This is a genomic window from Streptomyces sp. NBC_01089 (assembly GCF_045162975.1).
GTDB lineage: Bacteria > Actinomycetota > Actinomycetes > Streptomycetales > Streptomycetaceae > Streptomyces.
In genome coordinates this window covers 1394622-1411282 of record NZ_CP108660.1, presented here as the reverse complement: position 1 = coordinate 1411282, position 16661 = coordinate 1394622, and the positions used below count along the sequence as shown (strand labels likewise).

General features: G+C 72.0%; 15 protein-coding genes and 1 pseudogene. 13 read left to right on the top strand and 3 right to left on the bottom strand.

What is annotated here, in order from left to right; genetic code table 11:
• Positions 1–13: 13 nt before the first annotated feature.
• Entirely contained in the window at positions 14–817 is an 804-nt protein-coding gene (locus OG510_RS06270; protein ID WP_406135753.1) for an IclR family transcriptional regulator, read from the bottom strand.
• Between the two features lie 297 nt (positions 818–1114).
• Between OG510_RS06270 and allB the strand changes: the two genes are divergently transcribed.
• Entirely contained in the window at positions 1115–2452 is a 1338-nt protein-coding gene (allB, locus tag OG510_RS06265) for an allantoinase AllB (RefSeq protein WP_406135751.1), read from the top strand.
• A gap of 26 nt (positions 2453–2478) precedes the next feature.
• Here the strand turns inward: allB and OG510_RS06260 are convergent.
• Positions 2479–3029: pseudogene (locus OG510_RS06260) on the bottom strand (SDR family NAD(P)-dependent oxidoreductase).
• Between the two features lie 189 nt (positions 3030–3218).
• On the opposite strand from OG510_RS06260, the gene OG510_RS06255 reads away from it, so the two are divergent.
• The 5 genes from OG510_RS06255 to OG510_RS06235 all read left to right on the top strand — a co-directional run bounded on the left by OG510_RS06255 (position 3219) and on the right by OG510_RS06235 (position 7876).
• Positions 3219–4043, top strand: a complete 825-nt coding sequence (locus OG510_RS06255; protein ID WP_406135749.1) for an AIM24 family protein — start codon at positions 3219–3221, stop codon at positions 4041–4043.
• 265 nt (positions 4044–4308) lie between these two features.
• On the top strand, positions 4309–5523 hold the full coding sequence (locus OG510_RS06250) for a sensor histidine kinase (RefSeq protein WP_406135747.1): 1215 nt from the start codon (positions 4309–4311) through the stop codon (positions 5521–5523).
• Positions 5511–6194, top strand: coding sequence for a response regulator (locus tag OG510_RS06245; protein ID WP_406142313.1), 684 nt, complete (start codon positions 5511–5513; stop codon positions 6192–6194). Before OG510_RS06250 ends, OG510_RS06245 begins: the two co-directional genes overlap by 13 nt.
• A gap of 4 nt (positions 6195–6198) precedes the next feature.
• Complete coding sequence (locus OG510_RS06240) at positions 6199–7386, top strand: cytochrome P450 (protein ID WP_406135746.1); 1188 nt, start codon at positions 6199–6201, stop codon at positions 7384–7386.
• Between the two features lie 70 nt (positions 7387–7456).
• Positions 7457–7876: a PaaI family thioesterase gene (locus OG510_RS06235; RefSeq protein WP_406135744.1), complete on the top strand. Its 420-nt coding sequence runs from the start codon at positions 7457–7459 to the stop codon at positions 7874–7876.
• A gap of 66 nt (positions 7877–7942) precedes the next feature.
• Here the strand turns inward: OG510_RS06235 and OG510_RS06230 are convergent, their stop codons facing one another.
• Positions 7943–8947 carry a Gfo/Idh/MocA family oxidoreductase gene (locus OG510_RS06230; protein WP_406135743.1) on the bottom strand — a complete coding sequence of 335 codons (1005 nt, stop codon included), beginning with the start codon at positions 8945–8947 and terminating at the stop codon, positions 7943–7945.
• Between the two features lie 76 nt (positions 8948–9023).
• Between OG510_RS06230 and OG510_RS06225 the strand changes: the two genes are divergently transcribed.
• The 7 genes from OG510_RS06225 to OG510_RS06195 all read left to right on the top strand — a co-directional run bounded on the left by OG510_RS06225 (position 9024) and on the right by OG510_RS06195 (position 16653).
• Positions 9024–9788 carry a GntR family transcriptional regulator gene (locus OG510_RS06225; RefSeq protein WP_406135742.1) on the top strand — a complete coding sequence of 255 codons (765 nt, stop codon included), beginning with the start codon at positions 9024–9026 and terminating at the stop codon, positions 9786–9788.
• Between the two features lie 328 nt (positions 9789–10116).
• Positions 10117–11121, top strand: a complete 1005-nt coding sequence (locus tag OG510_RS06220; RefSeq protein ID WP_406135740.1) for a sugar ABC transporter substrate-binding protein — start codon at positions 10117–10119, stop codon at positions 11119–11121.
• Entirely contained in the window at positions 11118–12155 is a 1038-nt protein-coding gene (locus tag OG510_RS06215; RefSeq protein WP_406135739.1) for an ABC transporter permease, read from the top strand. The genes OG510_RS06220 and OG510_RS06215 overlap by 4 nt, the downstream gene beginning before the upstream one ends.
• Positions 12152–13072, top strand: a complete 921-nt coding sequence (locus OG510_RS06210; RefSeq protein ID WP_406135738.1) for an ATP-binding cassette domain-containing protein — start codon at positions 12152–12154, stop codon at positions 13070–13072. The genes OG510_RS06215 and OG510_RS06210 overlap by 4 nt, the downstream gene beginning before the upstream one ends.
• A 25-nt stretch (positions 13073–13097) precedes the next feature.
• Entirely contained in the window at positions 13098–14243 is a 1146-nt protein-coding gene (locus tag OG510_RS06205; RefSeq protein WP_406135737.1) for an ROK family glucokinase, read from the top strand.
• Positions 14243–14824, top strand: coding sequence for a hypothetical protein (locus OG510_RS06200; protein ID WP_164266683.1), 582 nt, complete (start codon positions 14243–14245; stop codon positions 14822–14824). The genes OG510_RS06205 and OG510_RS06200 overlap by 1 nt, the downstream gene beginning before the upstream one ends.
• 212 nt (positions 14825–15036) lie before the next feature.
• Positions 15037–16653, top strand: a complete 1617-nt coding sequence (locus OG510_RS06195; protein ID WP_406135735.1) for an ABC transporter substrate-binding protein — start codon at positions 15037–15039, stop codon at positions 16651–16653.
• Positions 16654–16661: the final 8 nt, after the last annotated feature.

Sequence of the window (16661 nt, the reverse complement as noted above, 5' to 3'; positions counted from 1 at the left end):
GGCCCCCACGCGGTCAGACCTGCTGGGGCCCCGCGCTCGCGAGCGTGGCCGAGAGCTCCTGGGCGATGCCCTGGAGGATCGGCACGATCCGCTCGGTGGCCTCCTCCGTCACCCGGCCGGCCGGACCCGAGATCGAGATCGCGGCGGCCGTGGGGGAGTTGGGGACCTGGACCGCGAGGCAGCGGACCCCGATCTCCTGCTCGTTGTCGTCCACCGCGTAGCCCGCGCGCCGCACGACCTCCAGCGCGTCCAGGAATCCCTCGGGTGTGGTGATCGTCTTCTCGGTGGCGGCCGGCATACCGGTCCGCGCGAGGAGCGCCCTGACCTCGGGTGGCGGGGTGTGCGCGAGCAGCGCCTTGCCGACACCGGTGGAGTGCGGCAGGACCCGCCGGCCCACCTCGGTGAACATCCGCATGGAGTGCTTCGACGGGACCTGTGCGACGTACACGACCTCGTCCCCGTCGAGCAGGGCCATGTTCGCCGTCTCGCCGGTCTCCTCGACCAGCCGTGCGAGATAGGGGCGGGCCCAGGTCCCGAGCAGCCGGGCCGACGACTCGCCGAGCCGGATCAGGCGGGGGCCCAGGGCGTAGCGCCGGTTGGGCTGCTGGCGTACGTAGCCGCAGGCGACCAGGGTGCGCATCAGCCGGTGGATCGTGGGCAGCGGCAGACCGCTGGCGGCCGAGAGCTCGCTCAGGCCGACCTCGCCACCGGCGTCGGCCATCCGCTCCAGCAGATCGAAGGCGCGCTCCAGTGACTGGACGCCACCGCTCGGTGCTGCGGTCTTGGCGTCGGGTGCGCTGGCGTGGGACTGCGGCACGGCGGCGGTCCTTTCGAGGCGGGCGGGGCAAGGCGCCAGCCTACCGGGCCGTAGTCCGCTGTATCCCCCTAGGCGGCAGGCGTTGGGGCCGGTCAGGACCCCTTTGTCCGGATCAGGACGTCCGCTGGGTACGATCCGGACCCAGAGCCACCACGAGAAGCACATTCCGGTGGTCGAAATTTGGCTTTTGCTTTGTGGAATCATCCAGGCGGCTGGTCCAGTCTTGACGAGCCAGGATGTGCGGCGAACACTCCATTATTGGAAGTTGTATTTCGCTATATGGAAAGAGGGGCCCGGGTGTCCACCACCGAACTGGTACTGCGCTCGACGCGAGTCATCACCCCCCAGGGGACACGCGCCGCATCGGTCGCCGTCGCCGAGGGAAAGATCGCAGCAGTGCTGCCCTACGACGCGGAGGTGCCGGACGGCGCCCGGCTGACGGACTTCGGTGACGATGTGCTGCTCCCCGGCCTCGTCGACACCCACGTCCACGTGAACGACCCGGGCCGCACCGAGTGGGAGGGCTTCTGGACCGCGACCAGGGCCGCGGCCGCGGGCGGGATCACCACACTCCTCGACATGCCGCTCAACTCGCTGCCGCCGACCACCACCGCCGACAACCTGCGGACCAAGCAGGACGTGGCCCGCAGCAAGGCCCACATCGACGTCGGCTTCTGGGGCGGCGCGATCCCGTCCAACGTCAAGGATCTGCGCCCGCTGTACGACGCCGGTGTGTTCGGCTTCAAGTGCTTCCTGTCGCCGTCGGGTGTCGAGGAGTTCCCCGAGCTCGACCAGGAGGAGCTCGCCCGGTCCATGGCCGAGATCGCCGGCTTCGGCGGGCTGCTGATCGTCCACGCCGAGGACCCGCACCGGCTGGCCGACGCCCCGCAGCGCAGCGGCCCGCAGTACGCGGACTTCCTGGCCTCCCGCCCGCGTGCCGCCGAGAACGCGGCGATCGAGGGCCTCATCGCACTGGCCAGGCGGCTGGACGCGCGCATCCACGTCCTGCATCTCTCGTCCAGCGACGCGCTGCCGCTGATCGCCGCCGCCAAGCGCGAGGGCGTCCGGGTCACCGTGGAGTCCTGCCCGCACTTCCTGACCCTGACGGCCGAGGAAGTCCCGGACGGGGCAACGGAGTTCAAGTGCTGCCCGCCGATCCGCGAGGCCGCCAACCAGGACGCGCTGTGGCAGGGGCTCGCCGACGGGACGATCGACTGCATCGTCTCCGACCACTCGCCCTGCACCACCGACCTCAAGACCCCCGACTTCGCCGACGCCTGGGGCGGGATCTCCTCCCTCCAGCTGGGGCTCCCGGCGATCTGGACGGCCGCCCGCGAGCGGGGCCACACCCTCGACGACGTGGTCCGCTGGATGTCCACGGCGCCTGCCGAGCTCGCCGGTCTTTCCGCCAAGGGCGCGATCGAGGCCGGCCGGGACGCCGACTTCGCGGTGCTCGCGCCGGACGACACGTTCACCGTCGACCCGGCGGAGCTGTACCACCGGAACCAGGTGACCGCGTACGCGGGCAAGACCCTGTACGGCGTGGTGCGCTCCACCTGGCTGCGGGGCGTACGGATCGCCGAGGACGGCGTCCCGGGCGAGCCGGTCGGCCGGCTGCTCGAACGCAACGGCTGAGCCCATGGGCGGCGGCCTCGCGGGCGTTACGCCGCGTGCCCGCCGTCCACCAGCAGCTCGGCCCCCGTCACATACCCGGCCTCCTCGCCGGCCAGATACGCCACCAGCGAGGCCACCTCGTCCGCCGTCCCGAAGCGTCCCAGCGCCGTCGCCGCGCGCTGGGGCCCGGCGTACGGGCCGTCCGCAGGATTCAGGTCCGTGTCGACCGGGCCCGGCTGGATCACGTTGACCGTGATGCCCCGCTCGCCCAGCTCCCGGGCGAGCGACCTGGTCAGCCCGGTCAGCGCCGCTTTGCTCAGCCCGTAGAGGGTGGCGCCAGGGCCGCCCGCGAAGCGGGTCAGCGCCGAACCGGTCGAAATGATCCTGCCGCCCGGCTGCCCGGCTGCCCGGCTGCCCGGATCCCGGCGACGACCTCGTCGGCCGCGGTCCCGTTCCGCTCGAAGGTGATCGCGACGTCCGCGCCCTCGCGGGCCGGCCGCAGCGCCACGGCGGCCCCGATCCCGCGGCTGCCGCCCGTCACCAGCGCCACCCGGCCGTCCAGCGCCGCCCTGTCCGGAGTGCTGCCCGGAGAAGACATGGTGTCCCCGCCCCTTCGTTTCGTCGGTAGTGTTCGCAGGTCCCAGCAGAGCGGCGGACGGCCACCCGTACCGGCGGGAAACAGACCGCGCATCCGGAACCGGACGGCCGGAACCGGACAGCGGGTGCCGGTCGTTCACCTGCCGGTACGGACGTACCGGCCCCGCCACCGCCCCAAGGAGAACCGGCCGTGACCCTCCAGCAAGAGATCGTCGGCAATGCCATGCAGATGGCCGTCGTCAGCCTTCAGCCAGGCCAGACCGTCTACTGCGAGGCCGGGAAGTTCCTCTTCAAGACCTCGAACGTGAGCATGGAGACCCGTCTCTCCGGGCCCGGCGGTGGCGGCGGGCAGCAGGGGCAGGGCGGCCAGCAGGGGGCCGGCGGCATGGGCGGGATCCTCCGGCAGGCCATGGGTACGGCGATGCAGGTCGGCCAGCGTGCGCTGGCGGGGGAGTCGCTCGCCTTCCAGTACTTCGCGGCCACCGGCGGCGAGGGCACCGTCGGTTTCGCGGGGGTGCTCCCCGGCGAGATGCGCGCCCTGGAGCTGAACGGCAGCCGGGCTTGGTTCGCCGAGAAGGACGCGTTCGTGGCGGCGGAGTCCACCGTCGACTTCGGGATCGCCTGGCAGGGCGGCCGGACCGGCCGCAGCGGTGGTGAGGGCTTCATCCTGGAGAAGTTCACCGGCCGCGGCACCGTGATCATCTGCGGTGCGGGGAACTTCATCGACCTCAACCCGGCCGACTTCGGCGGCCGTATCGAGGTCGACACCGGCTGCATCGTCGCCTTCGAGGAGGGCATCGAGTACGGCGTCGAGCGCATCGGCGGGCTCAACCGCCAGGGCATGATGAACGCCGTCTTCGGAGGCGAGGGCCTCTCCCTGGCCACGCTGGAGGGCAATGGCCGCGTCATCCTCCAGTCGCTCACCATCGAGGGCCTCGCGAACGCCCTGAAGAAGGCCCAGGGCGGCGACAAGCAGGGCCCCACCGGCGGGCTCTTCTCCACGAACGCCGGATAGCCACGCCCCCCTGGCGCCGCGGCCCCGCCGCACGGGCGCCCGGTGGGGCCGAACGCCGCGGCCTTGCCGCACGGGCGCCGGACGGCAGCTCAGGAGCCCCGGGCAGGCCGCCGGACGCGGGCCCGCCGGGCTGGACGGGCCCGCCGGGCTGGACGGGCCCGCCGGGCCGGGCGTACCGCTTCCAAAGTCTCGGACCCCGCGACTTTGGTCTCGACCGCCCCTCCGGACCCCGCGCCGGGCGCGGCTCCTGCGTAGCTTTGTCGATATGACGCGTTCCGAGTACCCCTGGCTGCTGCCCTCGGCCCTCGCGGGCAGCGAGCCTGCCGTGGACCGGGTGAGGCCGCGCCGGACCCTGCGCGACTGGATCGTGGACATCGCGGCCTTCCTGATCGCCGCGGGCATCGGGGTGCTCGCCCTGGACGCCCTCAAGGACGCGGGCGGCTACTCCGCCGTCGACAGCGTCGTCGACCAGCTGGTGGGCGCCGCCGCCTGCTGTGCGCTCTGGGTGCGCAGACGCTGGCCCGTGGGGCTCGCCGTGGTGCTCGTACTGGTCAGCGCCTTCGCGCCGCTCAGCGCCGGCGCGGTGCTGGTCGCGCTGTTCAGCCTCGCCGTGCACCGCCCGTTCCGGCCGGTGCTCGTGCTGGGCGTGGCCGCGGTGGCCGCCGGGGGAGTGGAGGCCGCGCTGCGCCCCGACCCCACGATGTCCTGGATCGGCTCGACGCTCTACGGCGCGGTGCTGGTCCTCCTGGTGATCATCTGGGGCATGTTCGTGCGCTCCAGGCGCCGGCTCGTCGTGGTGCTGCGTGAGCGCGCCCTCCGCGCCGAGGCGGAGGCCGACCTCCGCGCCGAACAGGCGCAGCGGCTGGCCCGCGAGGCCATCGCCCGCGAGATGCACGACGTACTGGCCCACCGGCTCACCCTGCTCAGCGTCCACGCCGGCGCTCTGGAATTCCGCCCCGACGCACCCGCGCCCGAGGTCGCACGCGCCGCCGGGGTCATCCGGGACAGCGCGCACGAGGCCCTCCAGGACCTGCGCGAGATCATCGGGGTGCTCAGGACCCCGGGCGACGGCGAGGAGAACCGGCCGCAGCCCACCCTGGTGACGCTCGAAGCCCTGACCGCCGAGTCCCGGCAGGCCGGGATGTCGGTCACCCTGCACAACAAGGTCGACGACCCCGCCACCGTCCCGGCCGCCACCGGCCGCACGGCCTACCGCATCGTCCAGGAAGGGCTCACCAACGCCCGTAAACACGCGCCGGGGGCCGCCGTCACCGTCACCGTCGCGGGCAGCCCCGGCACCGGACTGACCGTCGAGGTACGCAATCCGCCGCCGCCCGGGGACGTGCCGAAGGTACCGGGGTCGGGCCAGGGGCTGATCGGGCTCACCGAGCGGGCCACCCTCGCGGGCGGACGGCTGGACCACGGCGCGACGGGCGGCGGCGGCTTCCGGCTCGCCGCCTGGCTACCCTGGCCCGGGTGACCATCAGGCTTCTCGTCGTCGACGACGACCCCCTCGTACGCGCCGGGCTCGCCCTCATGCTCGGCGGCGCCGCCGACATCGAGATCGTCGGCGAGGCCGCTGACGGCTCCGAGGTGCCCGCGCTGGTGGCCGCCGTCCACCCCGATGTGGTGCTGATGGACATCCGGATGCCGGGCGTGGACGGGCTGACGGCCACCGAACGGCTGCGGAGCGGCGCCGGCGCGCCCGAAGTCGTCCTGCTCACCACCTTCCACGCCGACGAACAGGTGCTCCGGGCGCTGCGCGCGGGGGCGGCCGGGTTCGTCCTGAAGGACACCCCGCCCGCCGAGATCGTCGCCGCGGTCCGCCGGGTGGCGGCCGGTGATCCGGTGCTCTCGCCCGCCGTCACCCGGCAGCTGATGGCCCATGCGGCGGGCGGCGCCGCCGACGACCGCGCGGCGCGGGCCCGTACCCGGCTGGGCCAACTCTCCGGCCGGGAGAGGGACGTGGCGGTCGCCGTCGGACGCGGCGAGTCCAACGCGGCGATCGCCGGCACTCTCTATCTGAGCGTGCCCACCGTCAAGGCCCAGGTGTCACGCATCCTGGCCAGGCTCGGCCTCAACAACCGTGTCCAGATCGCGCTGCTGGTCCACGACGCGGGCTTCCTCGACGGGGACGGCGACGTACGCTGAGGCGATGACGCTGATTGATCTGCGGCAGGACACCGAAGACTTCAACGCGAATCCCTACCCGTACTACGAGAAGATGCGCGCGGCCGGCCCCGTGCACCGCATCCGCACCCAGGAGACCGACGCTGCGGGCGTCTGGCTCGTCGTCGGCCACGAAGAGGCGCGGGCCGCGCTCAACGACCCCCGGCTCATCAAGGACTCCCGGCGGATCAACGGCTGGCAGGACGAGTCGGCCGGCATCTTCACCAACATGCTGGACACCGACCCGCCCCAGCACACCCGGCTGCGCAAGCTGGTGGTACGGGAGTTCACCGCGCGCCGCGTCCAGGCGCTGCGTCCGCGCGTGCAGCAGATCACCGACGCCTGCATGGACGCGATGCTCGCGGCCCCGGAGCGTACGGCCGATCTGGTCGACTCGCTGGCCTTCCCGCTGCCGATGACCGTCATCTGCGAACTCTTCGGGGTGCCCGACCTGGACCGGGCGAGCTTCCGGGTCTGGTCCAACGAGCTGCTCGGCCCGACCGGCAGCGACCAGGAGAGCGCCGCGGCCCAGGCGATGAGCGACTACCTCGTCTCGCTCATCGAGTCCAAGCGGAAGCAGCCGGGCGACGACCTGCTGAGTGCGCTGATCCGGGCGCGCGACGAGGACGGCGACCAGTTGTCCGCGCAGGAACTCGTCGGTATGGCCTTCCTGTTGCTCGTCGCCGGTCATGAGACCACCGTCAACCTGATCTCCAACGGGGTACGCGCACTCCTCGGCCACCCCGGGCAACTGGCCGCGCTGCGCGCCGACATGAGCCTGCTGGACGGCGCGGTCGAGGAAATGCTGCGCTACGACGGCCCGGTGGAGACCGCCACCTACCGGCACGCCGTGCAGCCGCTGCGGATCGGCGCCGCCGACATCGCGGCGGGCGAGCCCGTGCTGGTCTCGCTCGGCTCGGCCGACCGCGACCCGGCGCGCTTCCCGGACGCCGACCGGTTCGACATCCGGCGCGCCCCGCAGGGGCACCTGGCCTTCGGGCACGGCATCCACTTCTGCCTGGGGGCACCGCTCGCCAGGATGGAGGGCCGGATCGCCGTCCGTACGCTGCTCGAACGCTGCCCCGAGCTGGCGCTCGACCAGGACGCCGGGGCGTACCAGTGGATTCCGGGACTTCTGATGCACGGGGTGCGGAAGCTGCCGGTGCGCTGGTGAGGCCGGCCCCACGGCCGGGCACCCGGCGAGGACGAGGACGACGAGGACGACAGCGAGGGGGAGCGGCACGGTGAGCGGACTCGACCTGGAACTGGCCCGCCGGACACTGGACGCGCAGCCGTTCAGCCGTCTCCTCCGGGCGCGTGTCACCGAGTTCGGCGGCGGCGCGGCCGTCCTGGAGGTGGACGTCCGTGACGAACTGCTCCAGCAGAACGGCTTTCTGCACGGGGGAGTGCTGGCGTACGCGGCGGACAACGCCCTGACGTTCGCGGCCGGGACCACCCTGGGGGCCGCCGTGCTGACCGGTGGCTTCTCCATCCAGTACGTACGGCCGGGCGCGGGCCGTACGCTCGTGGCCCGCGCCGAAGTGGTGCACACCGGGCGCCGTCAGGCCACCGTCCGCTGCGATCTGGTCATGGTGCGCGACGGCGGCGACGAGGTGCTGTGCGCGGTGGCGCAGGGGACGGTGCTCTCCGCCGCACCGTCCTGACCGGTCGCCGGCGGCCGCGCTGTCCTGACCGGTCGCCGGCCGCACCGCTCGCGGGGGCGTACCGGTTCAGCCGGTGGCGAGCTCGTCCGCGCGGACCGGGCGCCGCTCGCGCCGCGACAGCTCGCACGCCTCCGCGATACGCAGCGCGGCCAGCGCCTCCCGGCCGTCGCACGGATTGTCCAGCTCGCCCCGGACCACCCGCAGAAAGGCGTCGAGCTCTGCCTCGTAGGCCGGGCCGAACCGCTCGAGGAAGCCGGGCCACGGGCGGTCCGCGGGCGGCCGGCCCGCCGGTTCGGCCGAGGTGACCGGCGTACGGCCGTCGAGCCCCACCGAGATCTGGTCCAGCTCCCCGGCCAGTTCCATCCGGACGTCGTAACCGGCGCCGTTGCACCGGGTGGCGGTCGTGGTGACCAGCGTCCCGTCGTCCAGCGTGAGCAGTGCGGCCGCCGTGTCCACATCACCGGCCTCGCGGAACATCGCGGGCCCCGCGTCCGACCCGGTCGCGTACACCTCGGCCACCTCGCGCCCGGTCACCCAGCGCACCATGTCGAAGTCGTGCACCAGACAGTCCCGGTAGAGCCCGCCGGAGAGCGGCAGATACGCGGCGGGCGGCGGCGCTGGGTCGGAGGTGAGCGCGCGCACGGTGTGCAGCCGGCCCAGCGCACCCGACCGCACCCGCTCGCGCGCCGCCGCGTACCCGGCGTCGAAGCGGCGCATGAAGCCGAGCTGCAGGACGGTGCCCGCCGCCTCGACCTCCCGCAGCGCGGCCAGCGTGCCCGGCAGATCGATGGCCACCGGCTTCTCGCAGAAGACCGGCAGCCCGGCGCGGGCGGCCCGGCCGATCAGCGCGGCGTGCGAGGCGGTCGCCGAAGCGATCACGACCGCGTCCACGTCCCGGGCGAAGATCTCGTCGACCGAGGCGGCGGCCGTCGCCCCGGTCCGCCGGGCGACCTCGGCGGCCCTCGGCCCCTCCGCGTCGGCGACCACCAGCGCGCCGACGTCCCGGTGGCCGCTGAGAGCCCTCGCGTGGAAGGAACCGATGCGGCCTGTCCCGATGAGTCCGATACGCATGGACCCCAACGTGGCCGGGGCCCCGCCCGCTGTCAAGCCTTTGTCCTGACAACCGGACCTGGGCTACCCTTCCGGCGTGTCCAAACCCGTGGCCGACCCCACCCTCAGCCTTGAGCTCGGCGTGGACCGCAGCAGCCCGGTCCCGCTGTACTACCAGCTCGCGCAGCAACTGGAGGCGGCCATCGAACGGGGCAGGCTCGTCCCCGGCAGCCTGCTGGGCAACGAGATCGACCTCGCGTCCCGGCTCGGCCTGTCGCGTCCCACCGTCCGCCAGGCCATCCAGTCGCTCGTCGACAAAGGGCTGCTGGTGCGCCGCAGAGGTGTCGGCACCCAGGTGGTGCACAGCCAGGTCAAGCGCCCTCTCGAACTGAGCAGCCTCTACGACGACCTGCTCGCCGCCGGACAGCGGCCCACCACCCGGGTCCTGTGCAACGAGTCGGTCCCCGCGCCGCCCGAGGTCGCCGCCGCACTCGCGGTGCCCGACGGCAGCCAGGTCCGCTGTCTCGACCGGCTGCGGTTCGCGTACGGCGAGCCCATGGCGCAGCTCCGCAACTACCTGCCCGAAGGGGTGCCGGCGCCGGAGACCCAGCGGCTGGAGGCCACCGGGCTCTACCGGCTGCTGCGCGCCGCGGGGATCACCCTGCACAGCGCCCGCCAGACGGTGGGCGCGCGGGCCGCGACAGCCGACGAGGGCAGCCGGCTCGGGGAGCCCGAAGGGGCACCGCTGCTGACGATGGAGCGGACCACGTACGACTCCACGGGGCGCCCGGTGGAATTCGGCACGCACATCTACCGCGCCTCCCGGTACGCCTTCGAGTTCCAGCTGCTGGTGCGCCCGTAGGAGCCGGCCGGGCCTCGTCAGAATGTTCTGACAAACCATTGACGGAGCCCGGCGCCCACCGCTAGAACTCCTCTGCCGCAACCCGGCGGCCGGGAGAGAGGGCGGACCCCTTGCGTACCACCCGCACAGCAGCAGCCCGCACAGCGGCGGCGCGCCTCGCCGCACCCGCGGGCGGCACCCGATGAATGGGCCGGGACCGGCGGTGACCCATACTTGGGCCGCCGGACCGGACGGGACCGGCCACCGTCCGCACCGGCGGGTACGGCAGCAGCCGCAGCGAGCACAGCGCCCGCGGCAGGCACAGGAACACCGAGAAGGGCATCACGTCGTGGCAAGGGTACGAACCTGGGTCAGCGGGGCGCTGGCGCTAGCGCTGGGGCTCTCCCTGGCGGGATGCAGCAGCACCGGCGGCAAGCGGGCCGAGGAGCGCGCCTCACGGGCCGCGGCCGTCGGCAAGGCGGCGGTGAACACGCCCCGCTGGAAGTTCGCCATGGTCACCCACTCGGGCGACGGCGACACCTTCTGGGACATCGTCCAGAAGGGCTCCAAGCAGGCCGCGGCCAAGGACAACGTCACCTTCCTCTACTCGCACAGCGAGGAGGGCCAGCAGCAGGCGCAGTTGGTGCAGACGGCCATCGACCAGAAGGTCGACGGACTCATCGTCACCCTCGCCAAGCCCGACTCGATGAAGGCCGTCGTGCAGAAGGCCGAGAAGGCCGGCATCCCGGTGATCACGGTCAACTCCGGCTCCGAGGAGTCCAAGCAGTTCGGCGCGCTCACCCACATCGGCCAGGACGAGACGATCGCGGGCCAGGCCGTCGGCGACGAACTCAACAAGCGCGGCCGCAAGAAGGCGCTCTGCATCCTGCACGAGCAGGGCAACGTGGGCCATGAGCAGCGCTGCGCCGGAGCCAAGAAGAACTTCCACGGCACGATGGAGAATCTGTACGTCGACGGCACCAACATGCCCGACGTGCAGTCCTCCATCGAGGCCAAGCTCCAGGCCGACCACTCCATCGACGCGGTCGTCACCCTCGGCGCACCGTTCGCCGACGCCGCGGTCCAGGCCAAGGACACCGCGGGCAGCAAGGCCGAGATCGACACCTTCGACCTGAACGCCAAGGTCGCCTCCGCCCTGCAGAAGGGCACCCTCGGGTTCGCCGTCGACCAGCAGCCGTACCTCCAGGGGTACGAGGCGGTCGACCTGCTCTGGCTCTACAAGTACAACGCCAACGTCCTCGGCGGCGGCCGCCCGGTCCTCACCGGCCCCCAGGTCATCACCAAGAAGGACGCCGGCGCGCTGGCCGCCTACACGCAGCGGGGTACGCGATGAGCAGCGCCGCACAGACACCGGACGAACGGCTGCTGCGCGCCTCACCGCTGCGCCGGCTGCTCGGCCGCCCCGAGCTGGGCTCGGTCGTCGGCGCCGTCGCCGTCTTCGTCTTCTTCTCGGTCGTCGCGGACAGCTTCCTGCGGCCCTCCAGCCTCTCCACCGTGCTGTACGCGGCGTCGACCCTGGGGATCATGGCCGTCCCGGTGGCGCTGCTGATGATCGGCGGTGAGTTCGACCTGTCGGCCGGGGTCATGGTGACCAGCTCCGCGCTGATCTCCTCGATGTTCAGCTACCAGATGACCGCGAACGTCTGGGTGGGCGTCGGCGTCTCGCTGCTGGTCACGCTCGCCATCGGCGTCTTCAACGGCTTCATGCTGACCCGCACCAGGCTCCCCAGCTTCATCATCACGCTGGGCACCTTCCTGATGCTGACCGGGCTCAACCTCGGCTTCACCAAGCTGATCAGCGGCACCGTGTCGACGAAGTCCATCGGTGACATGGAGGGCTTCCCCTCGGCGAAGAAGGTCTTCGCGTCCCAGCTCACCATCGGCGACGTCGACCTCAAGGTCACCCTCCTGTGGTGGGCCGCGCTGATCGCGGTCGCGACCTGGGTGCTGCTGCGCACCCGCGCCGGCAACTGGATCTTCGCGGTCGGCGGCAACGACGACGCGGCCCGCGCGGTCGGCGTCCCGGTCGTCAAGACCCGGATCGGCCTCTACATGGGGGTGGCCTTCGCGGCCTGGATCTCCGGCCAGCACCTGCTCTTCAGCTACGACGTGGTGCAGTCGGGTGAGGGGGTCGGCAACGAGCTGACGTACATCATCGCGGCCGTCATCGGCGGCTGTCTGATCACCGGCGGCTACGGTTCGGCGATCGGCTCCGCGGTCGGGGCCTTCATCTTCGGCATGACCAGCAAGGGCATCGTGTACGCGGAGTGGAACCCGGACTGGTTCAAGTTCTTCCTGGGAGCCATGCTGCTCCTGGCCGCCCTGCTCAATGCCTGGGTGCGCAAGCGAGCGGAGGCGTCGCGATGACGGAGCGTACAGCGGCGGAACACACGGCGCCCGAGCAGACCACACCCCTGGTGGAGCTCGACCGGGTCAGCAAGTTCTACGGGAACATCAAGGCGCTCGAAGAGGTCTCCCTCGTCGTGCACGCCGGTGAGATCTCCTGTGTCCTCGGCGACAACGGCGCGGGCAAGTCGACCCTCATCAAGATCATCTCGGGGCTGCACCGGCACGACGCGGGCCGCTTCCTGATCGACGGCGACGAGACGAGCCTCGGCAAGCCGCGCGAGGCGCTCGACCGGGGCATCGCCACCGTCTACCAGGACCTCGCCGTCGTCCCGCTCATGCCGGTCTGGCGGAACTTCTTCCTCGGCTCGGAGCCGACCAAGGGCGTCGGCCCCCTCAAGCGCCTCGACGTCCGGCTGATGCGCGAGACGACCCGCTCCGCGCTGCTGCGCATGGGCATCGACCTGCGCGACGTCGACCAGCCCATCGGGACGCTCTCCGGCGGTGAACGCCAGTGCGTGGCCATCGCCCGCGCCGTCCACTTCGGCGCCAAGGTGCTGGTCCTCGACGAGCCGACCGCCGCGCTCGGCGTGAAGCAGTCGGGGGTCGTGCTGAAGTACGTCGCAGCGGCCCGGGACGCCGGACTCGGCGTGGTCCTGATCACGCACAACCCGCACCACGCCTATCTGGTCGGTGACCGCTTCGTCCTGCTGAAGCGCGGGGCGATGTTCGGCAGCCACAGCAAGGACCGGATCACCCTGGACGAGCTCACCCGGCAGATGGCGGGCGGCAGCGAGCTGGAGGAGCTCAGCCACGAGCTCCGGCGGGCCCCGCGCCCCGGCGAGCCGGGCTCGGGCGACCCCGGCTCAGGCGACCCCGGCTCGGGCGGGTCCGGCCCCGACAGGACGGACGGAAACTCCGCCGAGGACGCCTCCTGAGGATTCGGATGGCATCATCTGACCGATGAGTACGTACCGTGACTTCGCGCACCGCGGCTCCGCCCGCGCCACGGTCCTGCGGACCGTCGGGACCCGCGAGCGGCGCTCGCACCTCACAGCGCCCCGCGTCCCGACCGTCGGCATCGACATCGGCGGTACGAAGGTGATGGCGGGCGTCGTCGACGCCGACGGCGTCATCCTGGAGAAGATCAAGACCGAGACGCCGGACAAGTCCAAGAGCGCCAAGGTCGTCGAGGACACCATCGTCGAGCTGGTCCTCGATCTCTCCGACCGCCACGACGTGCACGCCGTCGGTATCGGGGCGGCCGGCTGGGTCGACGCCGACCGCTCCAGAGTCCTCTTCGCCCCCCACCTCGCCTGGCGCGACGAGCCGCTGCGCGACGCGCTCCAGGGCAGGCTCGCCGTCCCCGTCATGGTCGACAACGACGCCAACACCGCCGCGTGGGCGGAGTGGCGCTTCGGCGCGGGCCGCGGCGAGGACCATCTGGTGATGATCACGCTCGGCACCGGTATCGGCGGCGCCATCCTGGAGGACGGTCAGGTCAAGCGCGGCAAGTACGGCGTCGCGGGTGAATTCGGTCATATGCAGGTGGTCCCCGGCGGCCACCGCTGCCCCTGCGGCAACCGCGGCTGCTGGGAGCAGTACAGCTCGGGCAACGCGCTCGTCCGTGAGGCCAAGGAGATGGCCGCGGCCGACTCCCCGGTGGCGTACAGCATCATCGACCGGGTCAAGGGCAACATCCCCGACATCACCGGGCCGCTCATCACCGAACTGGCCCGTGAGGGCGACGCGATGTGCGTCGAGCTGTTCCAGGACATCGGCCAGTGGCTCGGTGTCGGAATCGCCAATCTGGCCGCCGCCCTCGACCCGTCCTGCTTCGTCGTCGGCGGGGGCGTCAGCGCCGCCGACGACCTGCTCATCGGCCCCGCGCGGGACGCCTTCAGGCGCCAGCTGACCGGCCGCGGCTACCGCCCCGAGGCCCGGATCACGAAGGCGCAGCTCGGTCCTGAGGCAGGTATGGTCGGGGCCGCCGACCTCTCCAGGCTGATCGCCCGGCGGTTCCGCAGGGCGAACCGCCGTCGCGTGGAGCGCTACGAGCGGTACGCACAGGCTGCCCGTACCACCCGCACCACCCAGGGATCCCCGTAATGACGACGTCCGTGCCCCACCAGACCTCGCCCCCCGAGGGCGGTGGACAGTCGCCGGAGGACCACCGCCACATGATCCGTCGCAGATGGCTCACCGCGGTCATCATCGTGCTCCTCATCGGCATCCCCGCCGGCTATCTGGTCATCTCCGCGGAGCAGAGCCGCGACAGCGGCAGGTCCAACGAGAAGAAGGCCATGGCGACCGGCCTCACGCACGCCTGGCCGTCGAAGGTGCAGCGCCGTACGTTCGACGTACCGATCCCGGAGAACGCGGTGGGCGTCTGGTACTACCAGACCAGCAACTGGAAGGTCAGCCGGCTGTACGTGCGGTTCACCACCACCCAGGCCGGCCTCGACGCCTTCCTCAAGAAGGCGGGGACCAGCAGCGCCGCGCTCAAGGACGGGAAGGTCACCGTCAGCCCGCGCAACGCGAAGATCGTCGGCTGGAAGTTCCCCGACACCCGCGACTGGGCCGGCACGACCGTCACCCGCAAGGCGCCGCTGCCCACCGTCGACATCACCGTCGACCGGACCTTCCCGCGCGGCAAGAGGGTGTACCTCGTCTCGACCGACACGCCCTGAGCCGACGGGCGCCGTGCGGGCGTTCGTCGGCGCCGACGAACCGGGCCGTACCACCTTGTCGTAGCCGACGAACCACGGACAGGGCCCCCTGGCCTACCTTTCGGGCAGCACCGGTTCGCAGCCTCGGAGGTGGGGATCCGTATGTCCGCAGGGGATGAGCTCAGCCGTACGCCCGCAGGGACCCAGGTCCGTACCGCGCCCGGGCGGTCGATATGAGAGGCGGCGCGGCGGCACCCGCCGGGCGCGTCCTGCCGCTGGTGGCGGCCACCCTGCTGCTGGCCGCCGGCTGCGGTGGCGCACCCGGCCCGGACGCGGCCGGGGGCGGCACGTTGGCCAACGGCAGGACGTTCACCACGTCCTTCACCTCCGACCCGGGCGCACTCGACCCGGCGAAGACGGTGATGTCGATCGGTATCGGCATCAACCTCTATCTGTACGACCCGCTGATCCACCTCGACGGGCGGGGCCGGCCCGAGGCCGGGCTGGCACAGAAGTGGCGGGCGACGGTCAGGACGGCGACCTTCACCCTGCGCCCCGGCATCACCTGCTCCGACGGTTCGCCGCTGACCGCGAGCGAAGTGGCCGCGAACATCGACTACATCGGTGACCCGGCGAACAAGTCGCCCCTGGCCGGTGTGCTGATCCAGCCGGGCACCACCGCCAGGGCCGACGACGGGCGGCGCACAGTCACCCTGACCAGCGGCGCCCCCGACGCGTTCCTGCTGCGCAACGCGGGCTCCGTGCCGATCGCCTGCGGCCACGGGCTCAAGGACCGTACGGTGCTGGCCAAGGGCGGCAAGGGAAGCGGCACCGGCATGTTCACCATGACCGAGTCCGTCCCCGGCGACCACTACACGCTCACCCGGCGCAAGGACTACCGCTGGGGCCCGGGCGCGGCCGGCAAGGCGGCCACGGGGCTCCCGGACAAGGTGCAGGTCCGGGTGGTCCCCAACGAGACCACGGCCGCGAACCTGCTGACGTCAGGAGAGCTGAACGCGGCGGCGTTCTCCGGTCCCGAGCAGAAGCGGCTGGCCGCGCAGAAGCTGTTCCACGCCGATGTGCAAGCACCGCTGGGCGAGCTGTACTTCAACCAGAGCGCGGGCCGCCCCGGAGCGGACGAGGCGGTGCGCCGGGCACTGGTCCGGGCGCTGAACCTGCCCGATGCGGGCAAGGTGATCACCGACGGCACCGGGGAACCGTCGCAGGGCATGGTCACCGACGAGCCGCGGGCCTGCCCGGGCGACCCGGTCACCGGCAGCCTCCCCTCGTACGACGTCGCGGCGGCCAAGGCCGCCCTGGACGCGGCCGGCTGGGCACCGGGATCCGGCGGGACCCGCGCCAAGGGCGGCAGGAAGCTCAGGCTGAGTCTGATGTACGGCACCCAGAACGGGCCCACGATGGCCGCGGGCGCCGAGCTGATCCAGAAGGAGTGGCAGAGCCTGGGGGCCGAGGTCACGCTGAAGCCGGTCGACAGTCCCGCACTGAACAGCACGCTTTTCGGCTCGGGCAACTGGGACGTCTCCATGGGCCCGATCGCGGTCTCGGCGCCCAATCAGCTCGTCCCCTTCATGGCAGGGCCGAGGCCGCCGAAGGGCCTGAACTTCTCCGGAATCGACAACCCCGGGTACACGGCCCTCGTGCGGAAGGCGTCCGCGAAGGCCGGCGCCGCCGGCTGCCCGCTGTGGCAGCAGGCCGAGACGGCGCTGATCGAACACCTCGATGTGGTGCCGTACTACAACTCCCGTACCCCGGTCTTCGGCAAGGGGGCGCGTTTCGCGGTCGGTCAGGGCTCGATCGTCCCGTCGTCCATCCGTATGTACGCCAACTAGGAGGGCGG

Excerpts from the sequence above, each read along its gene's own strand:
- OG510_RS06205 (WP_406135737.1), top strand. The coding sequence starts at position 13,098 with ATGAGTACGTACCGTGACTTCGCGCACCGCGGCTCCGCCCGCGCCACG.
- OG510_RS06200 (WP_164266683.1), top strand. The coding sequence starts at position 14,243 with ATGACGACGTCCGTGCCCCACCAGACCTCGCCCCCCGAGGGCGGTGGA.
- OG510_RS06230 (WP_406135743.1), bottom strand. The coding sequence starts at position 8,947 with ATGCGTATCGGACTCATCGGGACAGGCCGCATCGGTTCCTTCCACGCG.
- OG510_RS06250 (WP_406135747.1), top strand. The coding sequence starts at position 4,309 with ATGACGCGTTCCGAGTACCCCTGGCTGCTGCCCTCGGCCCTCGCGGGC.
- OG510_RS06195 (WP_406135735.1), top strand. The coding sequence starts at position 15,037 with ATGAGAGGCGGCGCGGCGGCACCCGCCGGGCGCGTCCTGCCGCTGGTG.
- OG510_RS06215 (WP_406135739.1), top strand. The coding sequence starts at position 11,118 with ATGAGCAGCGCCGCACAGACACCGGACGAACGGCTGCTGCGCGCCTCA.
- OG510_RS06210 (WP_406135738.1), top strand. The coding sequence starts at position 12,152 with ATGACGGAGCGTACAGCGGCGGAACACACGGCGCCCGAGCAGACCACA.
- OG510_RS06240 (WP_406135746.1), top strand. The coding sequence starts at position 6,199 with ATGACGCTGATTGATCTGCGGCAGGACACCGAAGACTTCAACGCGAAT.